The 22,718-nt window shown below is 50.0% G+C and carries 25 protein-coding genes; 14 read left to right on the top strand and 11 right to left on the bottom strand.

All coding sequences use genetic code 11. From position 1 onward, the window contains the following. Nucleotides 1–44: 44 nt before the first annotated feature. From IYN85_RS01965 to IYN85_RS01925, 9 genes are all read left to right on the top strand, one after another. On the top strand, nt 45–581 hold the full coding sequence (locus tag IYN85_RS01965; protein WP_196157170.1) for a bifunctional adenosylcobinamide kinase/adenosylcobinamide-phosphate guanylyltransferase: 537 nt from the start codon (nt 45–47) through the stop codon (nt 579–581). Next, nucleotides 578–1,594: a nicotinate-nucleotide--dimethylbenzimidazole phosphoribosyltransferase gene (cobT, locus tag IYN85_RS01960; protein WP_196157169.1), complete on the top strand. Its 1,017-nt coding sequence runs from the start codon at nt 578–580 to the stop codon at nt 1,592–1,594. The genes IYN85_RS01965 and cobT overlap by 4 nt, the downstream gene beginning before the upstream one ends. After that, nucleotides 1,594–2,334, top strand: a complete 741-nt coding sequence (locus IYN85_RS01955; RefSeq protein ID WP_196157168.1) for an adenosylcobinamide-GDP ribazoletransferase — start codon at nt 1,594–1,596, stop codon at nt 2,332–2,334. Before cobT ends, IYN85_RS01955 begins: the two co-directional genes overlap by 1 nt. A 12-nt stretch (nt 2,335–2,346) precedes the next feature. After that, nucleotides 2,347–2,889, top strand: a complete 543-nt coding sequence (locus IYN85_RS01950) for a histidine phosphatase family protein (RefSeq protein WP_196157167.1) — start codon at nt 2,347–2,349, stop codon at nt 2,887–2,889. 98 nt (nt 2,890–2,987) lie between these two features. Further along, nucleotides 2,988–3,839 (top strand): 6-carboxytetrahydropterin synthase, encoded by an 852-nt coding sequence (locus IYN85_RS01945; protein ID WP_196157166.1) that lies wholly within the window; start codon nt 2,988–2,990, stop codon nt 3,837–3,839. A 77-nt stretch (nt 3,840–3,916) separates the two neighbouring features. Then, nucleotides 3,917–5,305 carry a cysteine--tRNA ligase gene (gene cysS, locus IYN85_RS01940; RefSeq protein ID WP_196157165.1) on the top strand — a complete coding sequence of 463 codons (1,389 nt, stop codon included), beginning with the start codon at nt 3,917–3,919 and terminating at the stop codon, nt 5,303–5,305. 3 nt (nt 5,306–5,308) lie between these two features. Further along, the gene (gene yidD, locus IYN85_RS01935) at nt 5,309–5,569 is read left to right on the top strand and encodes a membrane protein insertion efficiency factor YidD (protein WP_196157164.1); all 261 of its coding nucleotides are present in this window, start codon (nt 5,309–5,311) and stop codon (nt 5,567–5,569) included. After that, entirely contained in the window at nt 5,562–5,765 is a 204-nt protein-coding gene (locus tag IYN85_RS01930) for a Trm112 family protein (protein ID WP_196158459.1), read from the top strand. Before yidD ends, IYN85_RS01930 begins: the two co-directional genes overlap by 8 nt. After that, the gene (locus tag IYN85_RS01925; RefSeq protein ID WP_196157163.1) at nt 5,762–6,766 is read left to right on the top strand and encodes a S66 peptidase family protein; all 1,005 of its coding nucleotides are present in this window, start codon (nt 5,762–5,764) and stop codon (nt 6,764–6,766) included. The genes IYN85_RS01930 and IYN85_RS01925 overlap by 4 nt, the downstream gene beginning before the upstream one ends. Before the next feature lie 60 nt (nt 6,767–6,826). Here IYN85_RS01925 and IYN85_RS01920 read toward each other — a convergent pair whose 3' ends face one another. Beyond that, complete coding sequence (locus IYN85_RS01920; RefSeq protein WP_196157162.1) at nt 6,827–7,933, bottom strand: mechanosensitive ion channel family protein; 1,107 nt, start codon at nt 7,931–7,933, stop codon at nt 6,827–6,829. A gap of 30 nt (nt 7,934–7,963) precedes the next feature. Here IYN85_RS01920 and IYN85_RS01915 point away from each other — a divergent pair, with 30 nt between their 5' ends. Then, nucleotides 7,964–8,344 carry a SirB2 family protein gene (locus IYN85_RS01915; RefSeq protein WP_196157161.1) on the top strand — a complete coding sequence of 127 codons (381 nt, stop codon included), beginning with the start codon at nt 7,964–7,966 and terminating at the stop codon, nt 8,342–8,344. 70 nt (nt 8,345–8,414) lie between these two features. Here IYN85_RS01915 and IYN85_RS01910 read toward each other — a convergent pair whose 3' ends face one another. Then, nucleotides 8,415–8,741: a hypothetical protein gene (locus IYN85_RS01910; RefSeq protein ID WP_196157160.1), complete on the bottom strand. Its 327-nt coding sequence runs from the start codon at nt 8,739–8,741 to the stop codon at nt 8,415–8,417. 305 nt (nt 8,742–9,046) lie between these two features. Between IYN85_RS01910 and IYN85_RS01905 the strand changes: the two genes are divergently transcribed. Continuing rightward, on the top strand, nt 9,047–10,423 hold the full coding sequence (locus IYN85_RS01905; RefSeq protein ID WP_196157159.1) for an adenylate/guanylate cyclase domain-containing protein: 1,377 nt from the start codon (nt 9,047–9,049) through the stop codon (nt 10,421–10,423). Then, nucleotides 10,420–11,466 carry a hypothetical protein gene (locus IYN85_RS01900; RefSeq protein WP_196157158.1) on the top strand — a complete coding sequence of 349 codons (1,047 nt, stop codon included), beginning with the start codon at nt 10,420–10,422 and terminating at the stop codon, nt 11,464–11,466. Before IYN85_RS01905 ends, IYN85_RS01900 begins: the two co-directional genes overlap by 4 nt. Nucleotides 11,467–11,943: 477 nt before the next feature. Here IYN85_RS01900 and IYN85_RS01895 read toward each other — a convergent pair whose 3' ends face one another. Then, the gene (locus tag IYN85_RS01895) at nt 11,944–12,138 is read right to left on the bottom strand and encodes a hypothetical protein (RefSeq protein ID WP_196157157.1); all 195 of its coding nucleotides are present in this window, start codon (nt 12,136–12,138) and stop codon (nt 11,944–11,946) included. A gap of 118 nt (nt 12,139–12,256) precedes the next feature. Here IYN85_RS01895 and IYN85_RS01890 point away from each other — a divergent pair, with 118 nt between their 5' ends. Further along, a complete protein-coding gene (locus IYN85_RS01890; protein WP_196157156.1) occupies nt 12,257–14,158 on the top strand; it encodes an RNB domain-containing ribonuclease in 1,902 nt (633 codons plus the stop codon). A 70-nt stretch (nt 14,159–14,228) separates the two neighbouring features. On the opposite strand, the gene IYN85_RS01885 is transcribed toward IYN85_RS01890, so the two are convergent. After that, a complete protein-coding gene (locus tag IYN85_RS01885) occupies nt 14,229–15,170 on the bottom strand; it encodes a metal ABC transporter substrate-binding protein (RefSeq protein WP_370592142.1) in 942 nt (313 codons plus the stop codon). A 104-nt stretch (nt 15,171–15,274) separates the two neighbouring features. Between IYN85_RS01885 and IYN85_RS01880 the strand changes: the two genes are divergently transcribed. Next, nucleotides 15,275–15,733, top strand: coding sequence for a Fur family transcriptional regulator (locus IYN85_RS01880; protein ID WP_196157154.1), 459 nt, complete (start codon nt 15,275–15,277; stop codon nt 15,731–15,733). Between the two features lie 16 nt (nt 15,734–15,749). Here IYN85_RS01880 and galE read toward each other — a convergent pair whose 3' ends face one another. The 7 genes from galE to IYN85_RS01845 all read right to left on the bottom strand — a co-directional run bounded on the left by galE (nt 15,750) and on the right by IYN85_RS01845 (nt 22,715). Next, complete coding sequence (galE, locus tag IYN85_RS01875; protein ID WP_196157153.1) at nt 15,750–16,766, bottom strand: UDP-glucose 4-epimerase GalE; 1,017 nt, start codon at nt 16,764–16,766, stop codon at nt 15,750–15,752. A gap of 197 nt (nt 16,767–16,963) precedes the next feature. Next, nucleotides 16,964–17,320 carry a 50S ribosomal protein L20 gene (gene rplT / locus IYN85_RS01870; protein ID WP_196157152.1) on the bottom strand — a complete coding sequence of 119 codons (357 nt, stop codon included), beginning with the start codon at nt 17,318–17,320 and terminating at the stop codon, nt 16,964–16,966. 26 nt (nt 17,321–17,346) lie between these two features. Next, nucleotides 17,347–17,541 carry a 50S ribosomal protein L35 gene (gene rpmI, locus IYN85_RS01865; RefSeq protein WP_196157151.1) on the bottom strand — a complete coding sequence of 65 codons (195 nt, stop codon included), beginning with the start codon at nt 17,539–17,541 and terminating at the stop codon, nt 17,347–17,349. A 184-nt stretch (nt 17,542–17,725) separates the two neighbouring features. Beyond that, nucleotides 17,726–18,265: a translation initiation factor IF-3 gene (gene infC / locus IYN85_RS01860; RefSeq protein ID WP_196158458.1), complete on the bottom strand. Its 540-nt coding sequence runs from the start codon at nt 18,263–18,265 to the stop codon at nt 17,726–17,728. 3 nt (nt 18,266–18,268) lie between these two features. Continuing rightward, nucleotides 18,269–20,200, bottom strand: coding sequence for a threonine--tRNA ligase (gene thrS / locus IYN85_RS01855; RefSeq protein WP_196157150.1), 1,932 nt, complete (start codon nt 20,198–20,200; stop codon nt 18,269–18,271). Nucleotides 20,201–20,478: 278 nt separating this feature from the next. Then, complete coding sequence (locus IYN85_RS01850) at nt 20,479–21,111, bottom strand: cytochrome b/b6 domain-containing protein (RefSeq protein ID WP_196157149.1); 633 nt, start codon at nt 21,109–21,111, stop codon at nt 20,479–20,481. Further along, nucleotides 21,108–22,715: a tetrathionate reductase family octaheme c-type cytochrome gene (locus IYN85_RS01845; protein WP_196157148.1), complete on the bottom strand. Its 1,608-nt coding sequence runs from the start codon at nt 22,713–22,715 to the stop codon at nt 21,108–21,110. Before IYN85_RS01845 ends, IYN85_RS01850 begins: the two co-directional genes overlap by 4 nt. Nucleotides 22,716–22,718: the final 3 nt, after the last annotated feature.

Raw genomic sequence — 22,718 nt, 5'->3', positions numbered from 1 at the left:
TTTATTCGTAAGGTGCCGCCACACGATCAACGGCAGGAAAAGGCATGAGCGCAACAGTCTTCGTTCTCGGTGGCGTAAAAAGCGGCAAAAGTCGCCTGGGTATGCAGTGTTTGGAGGCTATTACCGATCAGCCGCTGCTTCTGGCAACCGCGCGCCATACCGATGCAGAAATGAGCGAGCGCATAGCGCGGCATGTCGCCGACCGGCCGGATCATTGGCATTGCTTGGAGTGCCCTCTCGATCTTCCGGAAACTCTGGCCTCGCAAAACCGCCCGCTTCTGGTTGATTGCATCGGTGTGTGGCTCACCAACGTATTGGTTGAGCAACCAGAACAATTGCACACCCGAACCGACGCATTACTCAGTGCGCTGGCTGCACGCACTCAAGACACCGTCATTATTTCCAATGAATCCAGTTTGGGCGTCATTGGTGCCAGCGCGTTAACCCGACAGTTTATTGATCAGCAGGGCTTACTGAATCAGCGCATCGCCCAGCTTGCTGATCACGTTGCCATGACTATTGCGGGCCTACCGTTGTGGTTAAAAGGACAGTTTGACAATTCATCACAGGACCCATCATGACCACTGAAGTGACAGACACGTTGCAACAACAACTCCAGAACATTATCGACAATAAAACCAAGCCACCGGGCTCACTGGGCGCTCTGGAAACATTGGCTATACAGATTGGACTGATTCAAAACACCACCACCCCTGCTGTTGACCGACCCGCCGCGTTTATTTTCGGTGCAGACCACGGCGTGTGCGCAGAGGGTGTGAACCCATTTCCACAGGTGGTGACTGAACAGATGCTGGCAAACTTTGCCGCGGGTGGAGCTGCGATGAGCGTTTTTTGTCGCACCAATGACATTCCACTGACCATTGTAAACATGGGTATTGTCAACGAAGACGCCCGTTGGCCGGGCGTATTGCATTGCCCGGTTGCCGCCGGAACTCAGAATTTGCGCCATCAGGCGGCTATGACCGCCGAACAATGCCAACAGGCAATTCAATGCGGTCAACAGCTGGCCGAACAGGCGGTACGGGATGGTCACAACATTTTGTTAATCGGTGAAATGGGCATTGGCAACACCACCAGCGCCTCGGCGCTGCTCAGCGCACTGACCGGTTTACCACCGTCGCAGACGGTGGGCCCGGGTACCGGCGCCAATGCTGAGCAACAGGCATTAAAAGTACGGGTGATCGAAGAAGCACTAACCCGCCTGAGTGATGCTTCAGCGCAACTGATATTGGCCGAAGTGGGTGGTTTTGAAATCGCGGCAATGACCGGTGTCTTACTGGCTGCAAAATCGCTCAATACACCAGTATTAGTCGATGGTTTTATCGCCAGCGTTGCGGCGCTGTGTGCTGAGCGGATAGCGCCAGGCAGCAAAGCCAATTGGGTATTTGGGCATCAGTCAGCGGAACCGGCACACCGGCACATGCTCGAAGCACTGTCGGCAACCCCCTTGTTGAATCTGGGTTTACGCCTGGGAGAAGGCTCCGGTGCCGCCCTGGCTTACCCGTTGGTAAAAAATGCCGTTGCAATGCTGAATGACATGGCCAGTTTTGCCGATGCAGGCATCAGCGCCTGATGTTGCATGACTTTTTTCTGGCATTGGGGTTCTTTACCCGACTCCCGGTGCCGAATCACCCCAACTTTTCGGACGCCGCTCTGCGACGTTCGGCCATTTATTTTCCGTTGGTGGGCGTGATCGTCGGGGGCTTACTCGCTCTGATCTTCGTGCTCGTCAATTTGGTTTTTTCCACGTCCATTTCAGTGCTCATCACCCTGGCCGTCGGTTTTCTGATTACCGGCGGCTTCCACGAAGACGGCTGGGCTGATACCGCCGATGGTCTTGGTGGTGCCTTCAGGCGAGAAGACAAACTTCGCATCATGACCGATTCCCGTCTGGGGACATACGGCAGCCTCGCGTTATGGGCAATGCTCACGTTAAAAACAGTGACGCTAATAGAGTTGCTGCCACTGGCCGGTTGGCTGGTGCTATTGGTGACCCATGCGTTGAGTCGCTGGGCCGCCATGTCGGCCATGGTGTGGTTAGACTACGTTCGTGCGGAACCATCTAAAGCCAAACCGGTGGTGTCGCAGTTGTCTGTCAGACGTTGGTTGGCAAGCGCGTTATTTGTACTGCCAACGTTGGTTTGGTTGCCGCCGTTGACCATTGCCTGCCTTTTAACAGCGTCGCTGCTCATGACACTTCTCTGGCACGAGTTCCTGAAACGACAGTTGGGGGGCTACACCGGCGATACGTTGGGTGCGAGCCAGCAGTTAAACGAACTTGGCCTTTTGCTGGTCTGGTTGGCACTCGTTTGAGGCGAATTTAAGATGAGACAGCTGTTTCTGGTCAGGCACGACGATGTCGGTAAACCCGGGCTCTGTTACGGGCAAACCGACTTCCCCAGTGTTGTGCCCTATTGCGACACCGCCGAGCGGATCCGGCCACGCTTACCACCGCACCCTGACCATGTTTTCGCCAGTCCGCTCCAGCGTTGCCAGACCCTGGCCCGGGAACTCTACCCGCAGCACACCATTACACTGGATAAGCGACTCAAAGAAGTGAATTTTGGCGACTGGGAAGCACGCCCTTGGTCAGAAGTCGATCGCGCCCAGCTCGATGCCTGGGCGAAGACCCCCATCGATTTTCACTTTCCCCGTGGCGAGCATTTGCAGGACTTTGCCCAACGTGTATTCGCGATAGGCGAACAGATGCAAAACACCCACGGCACCGTAGTGTGTGTCACGCACGCGGGGGTCATCCGCTTACTGCTGGCCCAGGCTCAGCGCCAACCTTGGCACGCGTGCCTGTCTGTTGCGGTGCCGTTGGCGGCTGTTTTTGAAGCCAAAAATGGAACATACGGTCAGCTTTAATCGCTTAGTGGCTAACACGGCGTAAAATTTCTGGTAGACTGCGGCGCCCGTCTATACTGGCGGTGTGCGCAATTGCTGTTTTGGAGCCTGACCTGACCATGAATCGTTTGTTTGTCGACAACCTTACCGTTATTGATTTCAGCTTCTTTCATCCCCGCCGTGGCGTGGTTGGCGAGAGCTGGATCGTGGACGTCGAATTGCTGGGCGAACTGAACGATGAAGGTATGGTGTTCGATTTTGGGCACGTGAAAAAACTGCTGAAAAAAGCACTCGACGAAGGCATGGACCATACCCTGGTGGTACCCGCGCAATTGCCCGGCTTGACTATAAACGAATCCGGCATTCATGAAGATATCGCGATTGAATATGTCGATGCCGACGGCGTGGTGCAGTTTGCCTACCAAAGCCCGCGCGAAGCGGTTTTTATTGTCGACAGCGATAAAGTGAGTATCGACTCGGCTCGGCCTTTGCTGGAAAAACATCTGAACAATCTGGTTCCGGCCAATGTTCGTCAGGTTATTCTGAATCTGCGGACAGAAGAAATCCCCGGTGACTTCTACCACTACTCCCACGGTTTGAAAAAACACCAGGGTGACTGCCAGCGCATTTGTCACGGCCACCGCTCGCGGATCGAAATATTCCGCAATGGGAAACGTGATGTCGAAACCGAACGCGAGTGGGCTTCCCGTTTTGCGGATATTTACCTGATCACCAAAGAAGACCAGCTGGAATCTGAACTGCGCCACCTGACTCACGTGGGGTATGACGCGGAACAGGGGCGTTTCGATGTTTGGCTAAAACCGGAACAGTGTTACGTGATGACCACCGACACCACGGTTGAACTGATTGCCACGCACATTGCTGAACAACTCGCCAAGGAACACCCGCAGGAACAGTGGAAAGTAAAAGCCTTTGAAGGCGTGCAAAAAGGCGCTATTGCGACGGCTTGATCCGCCGTCACTTATTCTGTGATCCTGTTTTCGGTGGTATACTCGCGCGCTGCTTTCACGATAACCATGGGATCACAATGTCTTTGCAATTGCACAACAGCCTGACCGGTAAAAAGGAACCTTTTCAGCCACAAGATGCCAGCAACGTAACGCTGTATGTTTGTGGTCCCACCGTGTACAACTATATTCACATCGGCAATGGCCGTTCAGCCACAGTCTACGACCTGATGTTCCGTACCCTTAATGCACTGTATCCGAAGGTTACCTACGCTCGTAACTTTACCGATGTTGACGACAAAATTAATGCCGCAGCCGCCGAACAGGGCGTAGAAATCTCAGTCATTACCGACAAATATATTGCCGCCTACGATGAAGACATGGCGAATCTGGGTAACCTTGAGCCGACGATCGTACCGAAAGCGACCGAACACATCAGTGAAATTATCACCACCATCGAAACACTCATTGAACGCGGCCACGCCTATGCATCAGATGGTCACGTTCTGTTTGCGGTCGACTCTCTGGCCGACTACGGCAAGCTGTCTAAACGCAACACCGACGACATGATCGCCGGCGCTCGCGTTGAGGTCGCCAGCTACAAAAAGAACCCGATGGATTTCGTGTTATGGAAACCCTCTACCGATGACCTGCCCGGTTGGGCCAGCCCTTGGGGGCGTGGTCGGCCAGGCTGGCATATTGAATGTACAGCGATGATCCAAAAACATCTGGGTGACACCATCGACATTCACGGCGGCGGTACCGACCTGTTGTTCCCGCACCATGAAAACGAGTTAGCCCAAGGTGTGTGCTGCTCCGACCACAGCGGTGGCTATGCGAAATACTGGGTGCACAACGCGATGCTCGACATTGAAGGCGAGAAAATGTCGAAGTCGTTAGGTAATTTTATTGTCTTGCGTGACCTGCTGGCAGAACAGCCGCATGAGTTGGTTCGTCTGGCGTTGTTAACGGCACACTATCGATCAAACATGAATTGGTCTGAACAATTACTGCATCAGAGCCGTTCATTACTCGACCGCCTGTACACCATTAAACGCGACGGCGCAGACTTACCTGCCGCCCCAGCAAAACCGATCACTGAATTGCCATTTTTCGACATGTTGCTGGATGACTTAAACACGCCGAAGGCGTTTGCAGTCCTGCACGAACTGACGAACCGGTTCTTCAAAAGCGACAGCGATGACGAAAAAGCCGCAACACAGGCCGAGATTTTCACCATCTGTGAGTTCCTGAATATTCTGAACCTTGATGCGCAGGAATGGTTTCAGGGAACCTCCAGCGCTGATGCGATTTCGGCTGAAGAAGTGGAAGCGTTGATTGCCGACCGCGTGGCGGCGAAGAAAAACAAAGACTTTGCCTTGGCCGATACCATTCGCGACCAACTGGCCGAACGTGGTGTACAGATTAAAGACACGCGCGAAGGCACGCAGTGGACCCGCGAAGGTTAAGCGATGAAATGGGTACTAATCGGCATCGTGCAATTCTACCGTTGGGTGATCAGCCCAATGTTGGGACCGCGCTGCCGATATTACCCTACCTGTTCTGAATACGCGTTGATCGCGTTACGACATTATGGCGCGGTAAAGGGTGGCTGGTTGGCGGTGAAACGCATTGCTCGTTGCCACCCAGGCTGCGCAGGTGGAATTGACCCGGTGCCGGGCGTTCCGCTGGAAAACGACACTGATAAGGATTGTGATCATGATGATCGATAAACAACTGCTGACTATTCTGGTTTGCCCGATTACCAAAACACCACTGCAAGTGGATAAAGAAAAGGAAGAACTGATTTCTACCGCTGCGAAACTGGCCTACCCAGTGCGCGACGGAATTCCCGTGATGCTCGAAGATGAAGCCCGCGCGTTGACGCAGGACGAATTTGAATTCTGGCACGCTAAAAAATCTGCATGACGGGCGTTAGACCACCCAAACTCCAGCCGGGCGACACCCTCGCCTTTTACTCCCCATCCAGCCCTGCAACAGCGTTTGCGCCAAATCGCACTCGGCGCGCGGTTAAGTTTCTGGAAAGCAAAGGCTATCGGGTTGTGGCTGGCGACTTGACCGGGCACAACGATCATTATCGATCAGGGTCGATTCAGGCCCGCGCTGATGAACTGAACGCATTGATTCGTAACCCGGATGTGCGCTGCATTATGTCCACCATCGGCGGTGCCAACAGTTCTTCATTATTGCCGTATATCGATTACGAGGCGATTCGCAAAGATCCGAAAATTTTTATCGGCTATTCGGACGTGACCGCTATTTTATTAGGAATTTACGCGCAAACCGGTCTGACCACCTTTTACGGCCCCGCATTAACGGCTTCGTTCGGTGAGCTGCCTCCGTTGGTCGATGACACCTTTGCCTCCTTCCAGTCACTGACACATGTTATCCAGCCGTCAGTCACCTATTCGCCACCATCACACTGGAGTGAGGAGTTTGTTGATTGGGAAACACAGGACCGACCTAAATCTCTGCTGGTCAATCAATGGCAATGGCTCGGCGAGGGAACTCATTGTGGCCGCTTAATCGGCGGTAACCTCAATACCATGTCAGCTATCTGGGGCAGCCCTTACATGCCTTCGATTAAACAGGGTGATGTGCTGTTAATTGAAGACAGCCTGAAAGACATTGCCACGGTAGAGCGACTCTTTGCGTTGCTGAAAATAAACGGCGTGTTCGATAAAGTCAGTGCCGTTCTGCTCGGAAAACACGAATTATTTAAAGACGGTGGTACTGGACGTACACCCTTGACGGTATTGCAGGAAGTATTAGCCGGGCAACCACTGCCTATCGTCAATGGCTTCGACAGCTGCCATACCCATCCAATGTTGACCGTCCCAATCGGTTGCCAGGTTGAGGTCTGCTTTGACACACAACGCGTCAGTTTGAAAGAACCGGCGGTCCAATAAAAAAGGGCGTTCTTTGTAGAACGCCCTTTGCACTTTTAGGTACCCTATGGGTTTGGTTTGTCAGGCGTCGGCCATTTCTGGCTCGTGCTTCACATGCAATGTCTGGGTTGGGAATGCGAATTCAGCGCCATTGCGCTCGACAATGTCGATAATCTTCACCATCACATCCTGTTTGATTTCATGAAACGCAATCCAGTTCGTGGTTTTGGTAAAGGTATAAACAAAGAACTCTATCGATGACGCAGCAAACGCATTCACATTGACGATCAAGGTTTGAGTCGTGTCTATCTCTGGGTGATCCAACAGCATTTGCTTCACATCGGCAACAATTTTTTCCACTTTAGCGGCGTCATCATAGCGCACACCGATGGCTTCATATATTCGCCGGTTGGTCATACGTGACGGGTTTTCCACTGAGATACTAGCGAACGTTGCGTTGGGCACGTACAACGGTCGCTTGTCAAAAGTACGGATACGGGTCAGCCGCCAACCGATGTGTTCGACGGTGCCTTCAATGTTTTTATCGGGCGAGCGAATCCAGTCGCCTACTTTGAAGGGCTGGTCGAGATAAATCATCAATCCGCCGAAGAAGTTGGCCAACAGATCTTTGGCCGCAAAACCAACGGCGATACCGCCGATCCCCCCAAAAGCCAACACACCCGACACACTGAAGCCAAGTGTCTGCAGAATGACCAGTGCGGTGGTGATGATGACCGACAGGCGCAGCAACTTGCCTAACGCGGAAGCAGTTGTGGCATCCATGGGGTTTTCCAACACCCCATCCTGTTGAACAACGACTTCCCCCTGCCGGATAAAGCGCACCGCAAACCAGGCAAACAACGCGATAAAAGAAACTTCACGAGCCGGTTGGATCATGTCGAATATCGGCTCTTGCGACACGTTCTTAACAATATCTGCTGCGTATAGAACACCGGCAATCCAAATAAAAAACCGCACCGGCTTCCGCGCTGTTTCTATCAAAATATCGTCAAACATGGTGGAAGTTGCTTCAGCGGCTTTGGCGAGGCGATCGAACACTTTCCTGACGAAATAATTAATCACCAGGGTTGCCAGCACGACAAGAAATGCCTGCATTATCCATGTATATTCTGTTCCAAATTCAATAAGCTTCTTGAATTCGTCCGACAAACCGGAAATAAAATCCATTCTCAATAACCTCGGAAAATTAACGTAACTATGTATCTAGCAATCAAACACCTGCACATGACACTGGCGCTCATTTCAATCATCGGCTTTATGGTAAGGGGTGTGTTGGCGATTAATCAACATCCTTACATGAAACAACGCTGGATTCGCATTGCGCCACACATTGTTGACACCCTCTTACTCGTGGCAGCGATTTATCTGGCCTGGACGCTGCACGCGAATCCACTGCATCATTCATGGCTACTGGCAAAAATTATCGCACTGGTCGTTTATGTGGTGCTTGGCACTCAGGTGATAAAAACAAAGGGGTCTGTGCAACGTCAATGGCTTTTCTATGGGCTGTCCATCGCAACTTTCGCTTACATTGGCGCCGTCGCAGTAACCAAGTCGGCATCATTGGGCATGTTCTAACGGAAGGCTATTTAAGAGGAAAGAAATTTTCGGCGTGATTGGCAATGGCCGACCACGCCATACCGGGATATCAGGCAGTCGCCTCGGTCTTATCGTCCACCAAAGATGCCTCACGGGGTTTGGATGCCCGCGCCTTTGGCCACAAGCCTACCGTGGTTGAAATCCAGAAATAGGCGGCAACGGACGCGATCAAAATCAGCAGATTAGTTTGAAAGCCAACATCGTCCAGCAACAGGAAGAAACCGATTTGAACGCTATAACCAGAAATGAGTGCCGTCCAACGACACAACAGGGAATGCTTACTGCAAAATTGCCAGCAAACGAGAGGCACAAAGAGGATTGCGACAATCCACTGCATAGGCCCGAGATAATTGAGAATATGAGATACATCTAACATAGGCCGAAGTTTAACGTCAGCCACACTCACATAACAAGTGAAAAACTCTCACAAAACGTGACCCAGACCTAAAAAAACACACTAACAGCGTTCCGATTACGACATTTTAATAATTAACCAGACGTTCGCTGCGGTTCGCGACTTTTAGGGTCCTATTTAAATTGACACCCTACTCTATTGCCGTTTTACGCCTTTTCATAAGTTACCTGATAAATACACGCTAATTCATTGAAAATATTGACTACTTCACATCCCTTCAAAAATACGCACAGTACAATGTAAGCTCCTCAAAACAGGGTTTAATCGTGCTGCGTCTGAGTTATGCCCACAAGCTGGCCTTCACCATGATTGCGTTGGTGCTATTGGCTGCCACCCTGATCGGGTATCCTCTGGTATACCGGCAGTTTTCGATGGTGGAAGAACAATTTGAAACGATGGGTCGCACGCTGGCACAGCAGGCTGCCTACAATGCTGTAGAGCCGCTTTTCGTTGACAATGAGTCCGACATTCAACGCTTTGTGAACAACACGATGGAGCAAGAGTCTGTTGTTTCCGTCACTCTGATAAACAAGGACCTGCAAGTCTACGGCACCTTGTACCCCCGCCCCCCACTCAACTTGATGGAAAATAATGAGTCGTTTAACCGCGACGGGATTTTTAACGACGTTAATGACATCAGCTGGTTTTACGAGCCAATCCGCTTTAAAGACGTTTCTGGCGGCACGGTATGGCTTGGGCTCAATAAAGCCCCCATTATCCATAGCCAAATGCTGGTGTTGTCGGGTGTCATTGCTGCGGTTGCGTTGCTGGTACTGGCCATTATCTGGCTGGCCATCCGTCTATCTCGCAATCTCAGCAAGCCCATCAACGAATTGATTGCAGCGACACAGGCAATCGAGTCCGGGCAATACACCTACCGTATTCGCAACCCTCAAACCGGCGAATTTGCCAAGGTTAAATCAGCTTTTAACAACATGGCGGAAGGCTTAGAACACAAATTGACGCTGGAAAAAAATATTTCCCGCTTCGTTTCCTCCCCGGTAGCCCAACACTATATGTCCAAAAACGAATCGGAATTGTCTCTGCAGGGTGAGCGGGTTGAAGCCAGCATCATGTTTGTCGATCTGGTGAACTACACCAATTTCAGCGAACGGCATGCACCGGAAACGGTCGCCGAAGTGCTGAACCTGTATTTCACCGAATTTTCGGTCATCTGCCATCAATTTCATGGCAACGTCGACAAGTACATTGGTGACTGTGCAATGTTGGTCTTTGGTTGCCCTCACAGCGACGAGCTGCATCGCGAACACGCGTTGGAGTGTGCTCTGGCCATCCGCAACCGGATTCATGAGCTGAATGCACACCGGCGCATCAACAAAATGCCGTGGCTGGACATTCGCATTGGTTTAGCCGGCGGTACGGTATTGGCCGGGTTGCTCGGATCGTCCGAGCGGATGAATTATTCGGTTATCGGAGAAGCCGCCAATTTAGCAGCGCGTTTGTGTGATAAAGCGCCCTGTGGCGAGATATTGATCGACCGTGAATTTCTGAAATCGCTGGGACCCCGTGCTGACCTGAGAACTCATGAAACCCAGCGACTGGACGTGAAGGGCTTCAGTCAGCCGGTCGACACCTTGGTTGTGGAAGACATAACGGTCAGTCTGGAGAATAAACAATCTTGAAAAAATTAAATTGTATTCCCGTTATCCTCTGCTGTGTTCTGACCGGTTGCGCCACCATGTACGCCCGCCAAGCCGATGTGAAAACGCAAGTCGAAGCTTGGTTGGATAATCAGCAGTTTGATCGCGCCCTGGATACCATCGCGGCGATGTCACCGGAACACCCAGATTATAGTTATCTGAACAATTCGGTGCCAATTATTGAACAACAGAGACAACAGTTCATTCAGACTGTTCTGTCTGACGCACAGCAATATGAAGCCACCTTGGATTGGGTGAACGCCGAACAGACGATTCAAGATGGCTTGGACATCACAGCCGATGCTCCAGAACTGTTGGCGCAACTGGAATTCTATCAACAAAAACGGCATGCACGCCTGAAAATGGATGAAGCGGCTATTCTCATCGCGCAGGCCTATTACATCATTTCTGCGGCACCGCATCAGGAGTCAAAGCTCTACAACGCTGACAATCGTTTTTTTGCTCAACAACAGTTCAATCAGTTTCTGGAACAGGCACGAAAAGTAAGTCGGGAACTCTATGCACTGGGGCATCAATATTGGCAAGCGGGCAAGTTAGTACAGGCCCGGGAAGCGTTAACCTTATCGATAAAAACTGCGGAAAACGAACTGAGTTCCGAATTACTGGCAACGCTGCTTAATACAGAACGGGAACAGCGTAGCCTGGCCCGCTCCGAACAGCGTCGGAAAATCAGCGAGCAACAACCGGAATTGGAACAAAGCTTTTACGAACGACTCAACTTTGGCGACTTTATTGGCGCTCAAAAAGTGCTGAATGAAATGACCGCCATCGGCATTGAGTCGACTGACGCATTACAGGAAAACCTGAATCAACGCCGTGTTCAACGGGTAAACCAGCTCATTAACAGCGGCAACACACTTTATAATTCGGGGTATTTGCAAGAAGCGATTAATCGTTGGCAGCAGGCGCTCATTCTGGCTCCGGACAATGCTACCGTGATTCAGAAGCTGGAACGGGCTGAAACCTTCGTGAATAATCTGGAACGCTGGCAAGATTCCCCATAATCGCAAGGCAAACTCTGACTATTTCAAATCCCTGTTGTATGGTCAGTCCAACGACACATATGGACGCCCAAATGGTCCGTGCGTGACATGAGTTAAATAAAAGCCATAACAATAGCGCAAGGTCAAAAACGAAGACATATTGGTACGACATTCAACTTTTCCAACGAAGGCTTCGGCGCGAGCTTTGCTACCTTATTTTCGCCAAGGTCTGCTAGGGCAACTCTGATTAATTCAAGTCACCTCAGTCCTATCAGCTCGAAGGATGAGCGAGGCGTGTGCTACAGGGAATGGCGAGCCCTTTTCAAAACACACAACACAGCTCAGTCATCGATCTGAAGGACCCGAAAGGCGGGGCTGAAATGGCAAATTTCGTTGTTAAGTCCTTTGCCAAGATAATGAATATTGCCTGCAAAACTTGCCTCGAATTTTGCGCATTTCCTCACCCGCTGAGGTAGATAGCAATTATTCAGAGTTGCCCTAAGTCCCTTTCACGCGGGTTTTCCCACAACGCGCACACACTTCGCGAGTCACCAGCTTTCCCTGTTTCGAATCGAACACCGTGTCTTTTGCGGCTTGCCATTTGTGCCGTCCGCTCTTGCACAAGGTATTACCGGCGGCTTTGGCTTTCTGCTTCGCTTTGCGAAAAGCGTCCAGTGATCGAACATCACTCATGTAAGGATCCTGTACTCCGATTTATCCTCCAGTTTACAAAAAAAACCGAGGTTTGCATTGGTTGCGTAGTTGACCTGCGTATAATGAGCGGCTTTCAAACTAAGCAGAGCCCTTTTTCATGTTAGATGCCAAGTCACTTGAAGTCCTCCAGTCGCTGAAGTCCGAAATAAAGGCCAGTAAAGTAATTTTAAATGGTCATATAAAAGGCACTGGTAAAAACTTTGGCTTTGTCGTCTGCGACGACGGTAGCGAATATTTCTTGCCGCCCGATGAAATGGCAAAGGTCTTTCCGGGCGACAGGGTCACCTTTACCGTGGTAGAGCAGGACGACGGCAAATCGAAGGCGGAATTGGAAACACTAGAAGCTTCAGAATTCTCCGAGTTTAAAGGGGTTTTCTATGTTCGTGGTAGGGCTCAGGGTGTAGAACCGTTTAACGACGCATTTAACGGCTGGCTGTTTGTACCACCGAAATCGACCTGCGATGCAGCCCACAACGACATCGTGCACGCCAAAGTTACCCGGCACCCATGGAAAACCGGTAAAGCGCAAGCCGAAGTGGTGAAAACTCTGGGCAGTGCTGACAACAATCGTTCTTGGTATAGCATGACGTTGGCGGAACAAGGTATTCCCGAAACATTCAGCGACGCGGAACTTAATGAAGTTGATTCGGCCGTTGCACGAATGCGTGAACAAACCGCGCAATACGCAGACCGGACATCCACTCCATTTGTCACCATCGATGCGGCAACCACCAAAGACATGGATGACGCCCTGTACGCGACGACGACAGACGATGGTTGGATGTTATCCGTTGCGATTGCCGATGCCTCTGCATTTATCAATCCCGGCAGCTTACTGGATCAGGCGGCTCGCTTGCGCCTGACGACAACCTACTTACCCGGTCTAACATTACCCATGTTGCCAGAGGCCCTTGCCGATGACGCCATCTCCCTGGTGGCCAAGGAAATACGTCCAGCGTTGATTTTTGATCTGGCCGTCAGCAGTGAAGGGGACGTGACCGGGTGCGACATTTCGCTGGCAAACATTCAGAACCATGGCAAGTTGGACTATTTGAAAGTCAGCGAGTGGTTTGCCGAGGGTACACTACCCTCCGAATTTGCAGACACGTTAACGACACTCAAATCCGCAACGGATGCATTGGCGACTTGGCGTAAAACACACGCCAACCAAATGCAGGATCGTATTGATTACCGTATCCGTGTTGACGAAAACTTTGACGTAACTACCGTTGACGCGGAATCGCGCAACTCGGCGCGTGATCTCGTCGAAGAAGCGATGATAGCCACCAATGCCGAAGCTGCTAAATTCCTGATGGACGATGCTGCGCTGTTCATGGCACATGATGGCTTCAAACCCGATCGGGAAAGTGAACTGAAAGGATTATTACGGGATTACGCACCGGCTGTTGCCGAACTTGATGGACATTCGTTGCCAGACTTCATCAAAATCCTGAAAGAAGCCGCGACCGTCGAGAACTTTCCGTTGTCGAACGTGCTGATCAAACGCTTCGACCGAGGTTATTGGTCCAATCGTGTTGCGCCTCACTTCGGCCTGGGTTTAACGCAATACACGAACGCCACATCACCCATACGAAAATACAGCGACCTACTCATTCACCGCGCCATAAAAGCAAAGTTAGCAGGTGATACACCGGTGATCGAAACTGAAGTGATTGATGATTTCAATGCGCGCGGCAATCAGTCGCGTCAGGTTTCTCAAACCATTGAAAATCGACTCCGCCTGAAATGGTTAGCGACTCTGCCGAAACAAATCTGGAAAGCGACCATTGTGCACATTAATGCCAACGGACTGATCGCGCAGATCACAGAAAATGGTGCGACCGGTTTTGTGGATTTGCGCAAGAAGAAGGATGATTACAGCTATGATCCATTGCGCATGATGTTGAAATTTGAAGACTTTAACTACCTGTTAATGCAGGAAATTACGGTGCAAATCAGCAAAATAGATAACGACAATCTCGTACTCGCACTGGTCTGACGTTACTGAAACAAACAAAGGGGAGGCCTACCCTCCCCATCTCTGGTCACCAACTGCTTTATAAACTACTTCAAAGCTCTTCTCGTAACGCATTCACTAATGTTTCAACATTGTGCCGCATCATAGTCAGATAATCCGGTGCGGCGCCTTCGAGTGACGACAACGCCCCTGAATACAAAACGCCTCCGGCCTTCACGCCGGTTTCATTCGCAATCTGTTGGATCAACCTGGCATCGGTGACGTTTTCCAAAAAAACTGCTTTCACATTTTGCTGCCGGATCTGCCGGATTAACTGCGCAACATCGCGTGCCGACGGCTCGGATTCGGTACTAACCCCTTGTGGTGACAAGAAGTGGAAATCATAGGCCTGCTCCAGATACGCGAACGCATCGTGGGACGTTATCACTGTTCTCCGCTGCTCCGGTATCAACGCCACCTGGGCGCGAAGTTCTGCATCTAGCGCTTCAAGTTTGGCTTTGTATTGCGCGAACTGCTGTTGGAAAACAGCCGCATTTTCAGGCTGAAACTGTGCCAAAGCACGACTAATGTTGTTCGCATATTGAATAACGTTGCCAATACTGTGCCAAGCATGTGGGTCTACATCACCATCATGATGATCGTCATTATCCTCGCCGTCATCCTCATGACCGTGCTCTTCACTGGGCTTTGCGGAAATACCATCGGAGGCCACCACTTTAATCCCTTGAAACCCGGAGGATTGTTCTAACCGGGTCATCCAACCTTCAAAACCCAACCCATTGATGACCAGCAGATCGGCATCATGTACTTTCCGGGCGTCAATTGGCTTCGCCCGGTAGACGTGCGCGTCGCTGTCCGGGCCAACTAAAACCGTCACCTCAACCAGATCTCCACCAACTTCCTGCACGATATCCCCTAAAATGCTGAAACTGGCAACAACTTTCACCCGCTCGTCCGCCAGCACCCTGCCACTGATCAGGACAGCGAACACGCAAATTAATGCACTGATATTTTTTCTGATATTCGTTAACACTAAACCATTCTCATTGAATTTTTGGAAATGATATATCATATCATTTCAATTATTCAACAAATCTGGATAATAAGCGGAATATTACCAACTGTGGACTTTCACTCATGTCAGTCATTGCCAATGCCAACATGCAAGCCGATGCTGCCTCTCAAAAAGCCGGGATAAAGCTGACCCCGAAGCGAAGAAGCATCTTTGCGCTGTTGCTGGCGTCACAGACACCCCTGTCGGCCTACGAATTAGCCGAGCAATTTAAGAATGAACATGGGCAATCGATTCCGCCCATGTCAGTTTATCGCATGTTAGATTTTTTGACTGAGAACAATCTGGCCCACAAACTGACCTCGGAAAACAAATTTGTCAGTTGTGCACACAGCACCTGCAGTCACACGCATGAGGTACCGCAGTTTCTGATCTGCGAGAACTGCCATCAGGTCAAAGAAATCGGCATTAAAAAGGAAGTTTTTGAGGCGTTAAAACTGAGTGTGGAACAAGCAGGTTTCGTGTTAAAACAATCCCAGCTGGAGCTACGCTGCCTCTGCGCAGAATGCTCAAAGGCAACGTAATCGGCGCTGATGAGAATCAGCTTGGTGCAAACCCATTCGGGTTCTGACTTTGCCAGCGCCACGAATCGGCCATCATCTGATCCAATGTTTTCTCAGCTTTCCATCCCAATTCTGCTTCTGCGAACGTTGGGTCTGCGTAACAGCAAGCGATGTCACCGGGTCGCCGAGCAGTGATGTTATACGCAATGGCTTTTCCAGAGGCCTTTTCAAACGCTTTCACCATATCCAGTACGGAATATCCGGTACCGGTACCCAGATTATAAGCAACGCACCCTGTTTGCTTGCTGACTTTCTGCAACGCACAGAGATGCCCAATCGCCAAATCCACAACGTGGAGATAATCACGAACACCAGTTCCATCTGGCGTGTCGTAGTCGTCGCCGAAAACGTTCAGGGCTTCACGCTGACCAATGGCCACCTGGGTAATGTAGGGAACAAGATTATTGGGGATACCGTTGGGCTGCTCACCAATTCGACCACTGGGGTGCGCACCTGCGGGATTAAAATAGCGCAACAAGGCAATTGACCATCGTTCATCTGAGGCAGCCAAATCACGGCACACATCTTCCACCATCAGCTTGGTCCGACCGTATGGATTCGTAACGCTTAGCGGAAAAGACTCCAGGATCGGGACGGTGTGCGGATCGCCGTATACGGTTGCCGACGAACTGAACACAAAGCGGAAGACTTGAGCTGCCTTCATCGCCTGCAATAACGTGACGGTACCGGATACATTGTTATCAAAGTAGTCCAACGGAATTTCCGTGCTTTCACCAACCGCTTTTAAACCAGCAAAATGAACCACTGATTCAATGTCGTTTTCGCTGAATAGTGAATCCAGCAAAGCACGATCCCGAATATCACCCTCAACAAACTTCAATTCCTTGCCTGCAAGCTCTTGAACCCGTTTCAATGATTCGGCTGAACTGTTGGCGAAATTATCAAGTACTAATACATCCTTGCCTGCTTGCAGTAATTCCAAACAGGTATGACTACCAATATAGCCTGCCCCACCTGTGACTAATACTGTCATTTTCATTTCTCCTTATTTAAACCCAGCGGTATGATAGGCTTGAAAACGTTTTCAGAGCAAATGATTTTTTCACGTGCATCTGCCTAAAGTCGCGACACCTCAGCGTCATGACAAATCGCGGAACGCTAACCAACCTTCACAGCGCCCCATAAAAAAACCCGCACGAGTGCGGGTTTTGACTAAAACGACACTGGCAATTAAGCCAGAGACGCTTTCGCTTGTTCTGCGATGGCAGCAAAAGCTGCTTTATCGTATACAGCGATATCGGCAAGAACTTTACGGTCAATTTCAACTTCAGCTTTTTTCAAGCCGTTGATGAACTTGCTGTAAGACAAACCATTTACGCGAGCTTCAGCATTGATACGGGCAATCCACAGTGCGCGGAATTGACGCTTACGCTGACGACGGTCACGATAGGCATACTGGCCTGCTTTGATAACCGCTTGTTTAGCTACACGATAAACGCGCGAACGCGCACCGTAGTAACCTTTAGCTTGCTTAAGAACCTTCTTGTGACGACGACGGGCAATCACACCGCGTTTAACACGTGCCATAATTTAATCTCCTGTAAGAAAAGCGGTTAGATGTAAGGCAGCATACGCTTAATAAGCGCTTTATCTGCATCTGCAACTTGCAACATTCCGCGCAATTGGCGAATACGCTTGCTGCTTTTCTTGGTCAGGATATGGCTACGGAAAGACTGCTTGTGTTTAAAGCCGTTTGCCGTGCGCTTAAAGCGCTTTTTAGCACCAGAATTGCTCTTCATCTTTGGCATTTTCAATCTCCAGATTTACTTCTATTACCGCGTTGCATTCGTACAAACAAGCGTTTCGGTTACCCTACATTTACTCACGAAGCTGACGGTTGCCTTAAAATAAAAGCGACCAAACAGATTGGTCGCTCACTTAACCGGAGAAACTCTCCGGGTTTACAGCGCCAGGCGAACCTTTAGCTGTAAATTACTTTTTCTTAGAAGGTGCCATTACCATGGTCAACTGTCGGCCTTCCATTTTTGGACGCTGTTCGACCGTTGCCAACTCCTGCAGATCCGTTTCAACACGCTTCAACAGCTCCATACCGAGCTCCTGATGCGCCATTTCACGGCCACGGAAGCGTAATGTGACTTTCGCCTTATTACCTTCTTCGAGAAAACGGATCAGGTTACGCAACTTAACGTTATAGTCACCAATGTCAGTATTCGGTCGGAATTTTATTTCCTTAACCTGCACCTGAGATTGCTTCTTCTTGGCTATCGCTTTTTGCTTTTTCTCTTCATAAAGCTTTTTACCAAGATCCATAATCTTTGCGACGACGGGATCAGCATTGGAAATCTGTACCAACTCCAGACCCGCTTCCTGCGCTTTCTGAATGGCCTCTTCAAGAGGGACGATTCCTAATTGCTCACCATCTGCTGCGATTAAGCGAACTTCTGATGCTTCAATTTGTTCATTAATGACGTGTCGGCTATTTGATTTAGCCGCTCTAGCGTTACGTTTTATAACTTATTCCCCATTTTCGTTAATACGACCTTTTCGAGCGATATCGCTACGCAAAAGTTCACTGAATTCAGCCAGAGGCATAACACCTAAGTCCTTACCATCGCGTGTCCGAACGGCAACGGTGCCATTTTCGACTTCTTTATCACCAATAACCAGAAGATAAGGAATGCGCTGAATCGTGTGCTCGCGGATTTTAAAGCCGATCTTCTCATTTCTCAAGTCAGCTTGGGCCCTAAAACCATCTATTTCGAGCTTTTTGGCAATTTTTTGTACTGTTTCGGCCTGTGCATCGGTGATATTGCATATCATCACCTGAGTTGGCGCGAGCCATGGTGGCATAGCACCGGCATACTGTTCAATCAATATTCCAATAAATCGCTCAAAACTACCCACAATCGCTCGATGCAACATAACCGGCGTCTGCCGATCGCCATGTTCATCAACATATTGAGCGTCTAATCGGCCTGGCATCGAGAAATCGACCTGGATGGTGCCGCACTGCCACATACGACCGAGACTGTCTTTTAAGGTGAACTCGATCTTCGGCCCATAAAACGCACCTTCACCAGGCAATATGCTCCATTCTTTGCCTGTCGCGTCCAACGCATCGCTTAACGCCTTTTCCGAGCGATCCCAGTCCGCATCTGACCCTACCCGTTTTTCAGGTCGGGTAGAGAGCTTCAATATGTAGTCGTCGTAGCCAAAGTCGTGATAAACCTCTTCCAGCATCTTAATAAAAGAAGCAACCTCAGTTTGAATCTGTGACTCTGTACAGAAAATATGGGCATCATCCTGAGTAAATCCGCGCACACGCATGATACCGTGCAGGGCACCAGACGCTTCATTTCGGTGGCAAGAACCAAATTCAGCCAGTCGCAAAGGTAAATCACGATAGCTCTTCAAGCCTTGATTAAAGACCTGCACGTGACAAGGGCAATTCATCGGTTTGATGGCGTTATCACGTGATTCGCTGTGCGTGGTGAACATATCATCGCCGAACTTGTCCCAGTGACCGGATTTCTCCCACAAGGAACGGTCAACAACCATCGGCGTTTTAATTTCCTGATAACCGTGCTCGCGCTGCTTCTGACGCATGTACTGTTCGACAACCTGATACATGGTCCAACCATTCGGATGCCAGAACACCATGCCCGGCGCTTCTTCCTGCAAGTGGAACAAATCCAGTTTCTTGCCGATTTTACGGTGATCACGCTTGGCAGCTTCTTCCAAAAAGGTCAAATGCTGTTTCAACTGCTTTTTGTCAGCCCAGGCTGTGCCATAGACACGTTGCAACTGCTTATTAGCGCTATCCCCACGCCAATAGGCGCCTGAAATCCGCATCAGTTTGAAATGATGGCAGAACTTCATATTCGGTACGTGCGGGCCACGACACATATCCACATATTCTTCGTGATGATACAGACCCGGCTGATCGTCTTTGGTGATGTTCTGTTCGAGAATTTCTTTTTTGTAAGGCTCATCCCGCTCGGTGAAGACGTCGTAAGCTTCTTGCCATCTAACCTTCTTTTTCACCACGGCGTAGTCGGTTTTCGCCAACTGCAACATGCGCACTTCCAACTCAGCCAGGTCTTCCTCAGTGAGTCGGTGTTCCATATCTAGATCGTAATAAAAACCATTTTCTATGGTTGGCCCAATCGCCATTTTGACGTCCGGGTACAGCTGCTTAATAGCATGACCCAACAAATGCGCACAGGAGTGACGGATAATTTCCAGACCATCGTCATCCTTCGGTGTAATAATTTCTATGTTGGCGTCGTCGGTGACAAGATCACAGGCATCGACCCGCTCACCATTAATGCGACCAGCAAGGGTATTTCTTGCGAGACCCGGGCCGATGTCTTCGGCTATTTGCATAATGGAAACAGGTTGATCGAATTCTCGTTTCGAACCGTCAGGCAGGGTAATAACAGGCATGTTGCTCTCCTTCAGTGGTGACCTCTACCAAAGGCCACGTGTTGGACTATAAACAGTCAGATTATCATTCCCGCTTGTGCCTACCCTTACCAAAGGACCGTACACAAACAGGGGGCGTGAATACGCCTTGAGCGGCGGATAATAACATATCAACACTCAACGACAACCGAAGACAACCATGAACGCTAAGTCCAAAACTTAACCCGGCTGAACACATAAAACGACAGACAACAAAAAAGCCTCAGAATTGAGGCTTTTTAGACGCTGAACGAGGCAGGCTATTCCGTTTTTTCATCGTGATCCGGCACATCTTCCCAACCGGTGATCATGGATTTCATGTGCTGCATGATCGTTTCCCCCGTGGTAATGAGATAAAGGTGCGCAACCAGAAACAGCAGAATCAGGAAGGCGGCCAACACATGCACAATGGCGATCATTTCCAAGGTCAAGCCCAACTTAGTTAAACCAAGCGTGGCCCAATCGTTATAGAACAAATACAACAGCCCAGAAAACCAGATCAACGGAATCATAAAGACCTTCAGAGACAGATACGCCAGTCTCTGCAGGGGGTTATGCTTCGCTCGATCACTGGGATGAAACGGTGCATCTTCTCCCAGAAAGATACCACGGGTGTAGTAGACAATCTGCTTCCACACGCCTTCCGTTCTTGGCAAATAGTGCCGAAACTCTCCTGTCGTGATGTGCCAGAATATGGTCAATATCCACAGTACGATCAAGGACCAAGCTGAATAAACATGAACATCAATGGCCAGATTAAAGCCAATTAACTGGTAAGTACCGTGAATTTCAAAGCCGGTTATGGCCATGAGAATCATCAGTACAGCCTGCACCCAATGCCAGAATCGTTCGTACGCTTTAAAGATATAAAGGCGTTTAGTTTTTTGAGTCATGAACGGCTCCTCCGACGATTAAACACCCATCGCAGGGCACCGTGTGTTAACACGCCTAATACAGCGGCGATCAGCGCCAGTAATCCCATCTTGTCGAGTAAAGTATGCTGGGCTCGCCCGGGAATATAGACATCTGTCACTTCCGCCAACACGCCACCTTTGCTGTGACAGTCAACACAGGTCAGCGCCTGCTCTTTCGGGGCGACGGTATGATTCAGGGACCATAACATACTGGTTTGTGCGAATTCATAGTCGCCGCTAAAGTCCAGATCGGCCGCTTTCGCACCTCTGCTCAATGATTTTTTCCAATCAAACCCATTCCAGTAAGCATCTCGACTGGAACCGGCCAGATACATTGGCATTAACTGACGGCTTTCGCTGTCAATCGGCAACAGAGATTTGAACTCATGAAATGGGGCAATTTTGGCATTTTCATCACCCGCTGAAACCGTGGTTTTGGTCAGTTCGGTTTCACCATCAACGGCTTGCGCACCCACTTGGGTATAGGACAGCGCACCGTCGTACCATCGATATACCGGAGTCAGGTCGGCACCGTACTGCAAATCACCTTTGAAGCTGGAATAAATAACCCGACCCTCGTCATCGTACTTCGCGTCCGGTCGTTTTTTCCGATCCAGCTCCCCAGCGGTCGACCAATCCCAATGCGTTTTAGTCGCCACGCCATTTCGGGCATAGGAGGGGATGTGACAGGTTTGGCAAGCGACAACATCGGTGTGATCGTTCAGCTTCTCATCGTACATAGGCCGATCGCCGTGACAAGACTCGCAGGTCGCCTGTGCGCCATCTAACGCGCTAATGCCCGTATTATTTTCAGGTAGGCTGGCATCGTAACGACTGCCAAACAATTGATGATCATTAGACTGGTGACAGCTGCTGCAGGTAAGCCCTGCCCCATCTTTGCTCATGTGCACATCCATTTCAAACGTTGCACTAATCAACGCACTGTCCAGATCTCCATGTTTGGCCCCGTCGCCGCCGCCATCATAAAAATGACAGCTGCCGCAGGTCTGCACACTGGTCTCTCCGGCTTGCTGCGCCATCTCAGTCAAAGACAAGGTATAGCGCTCGCCTTCTTTTTTAACCCGCGCTTTTTCTGCTTCGGCGCCATCATCATGACACATGGCGCACTCAGCACCACTTTGATGAAAGCGGTTATAGAAATACTCGCCACTAGTGTCGTGACAGGCCAGACAATCAACCGCCGCTTCGGGAATGTATTCGATGGTGTTTTTTGTCAGACCAAAGCCTATGTGACAGCTATCGCAGGTATCTATATTCGAGACAACATTGGGATGGTAGCCATTAATAACATTCAGCTTGCCAGCATTATCTTTGCCTTCCAGCGGGTAATCCCATTGCCAGTGAATGGTTTTATGCAACTGGCTTTCCGCCATGTTGTGACAACTGACGCAAGCCTGATTGACCTCTTTGATATTCTCAAAGGGAACTTGCAGCGCCTCAAATTTCGAGTGATCTGCGGTCGAAGTGGTTGCTGCGAATGCGGCTCCATTGCCCAGCAAGCATAAAACGAAAAAAAACCGCCGCCCTATCAGGGGCAGCAGTTTTGTATGGGTAGACTTCATAGA

Source organism: Reinekea sp. G2M2-21 (genome assembly GCF_015687175.1).
In the GTDB taxonomy this organism is placed as follows: domain Bacteria; phylum Pseudomonadota; class Gammaproteobacteria; order Pseudomonadales; family Natronospirillaceae; genus Reinekea.
The sequence above is the reverse complement of the archived record's forward strand: the minus strand, read 5'-3'. Positions and strand labels throughout refer to the sequence as shown.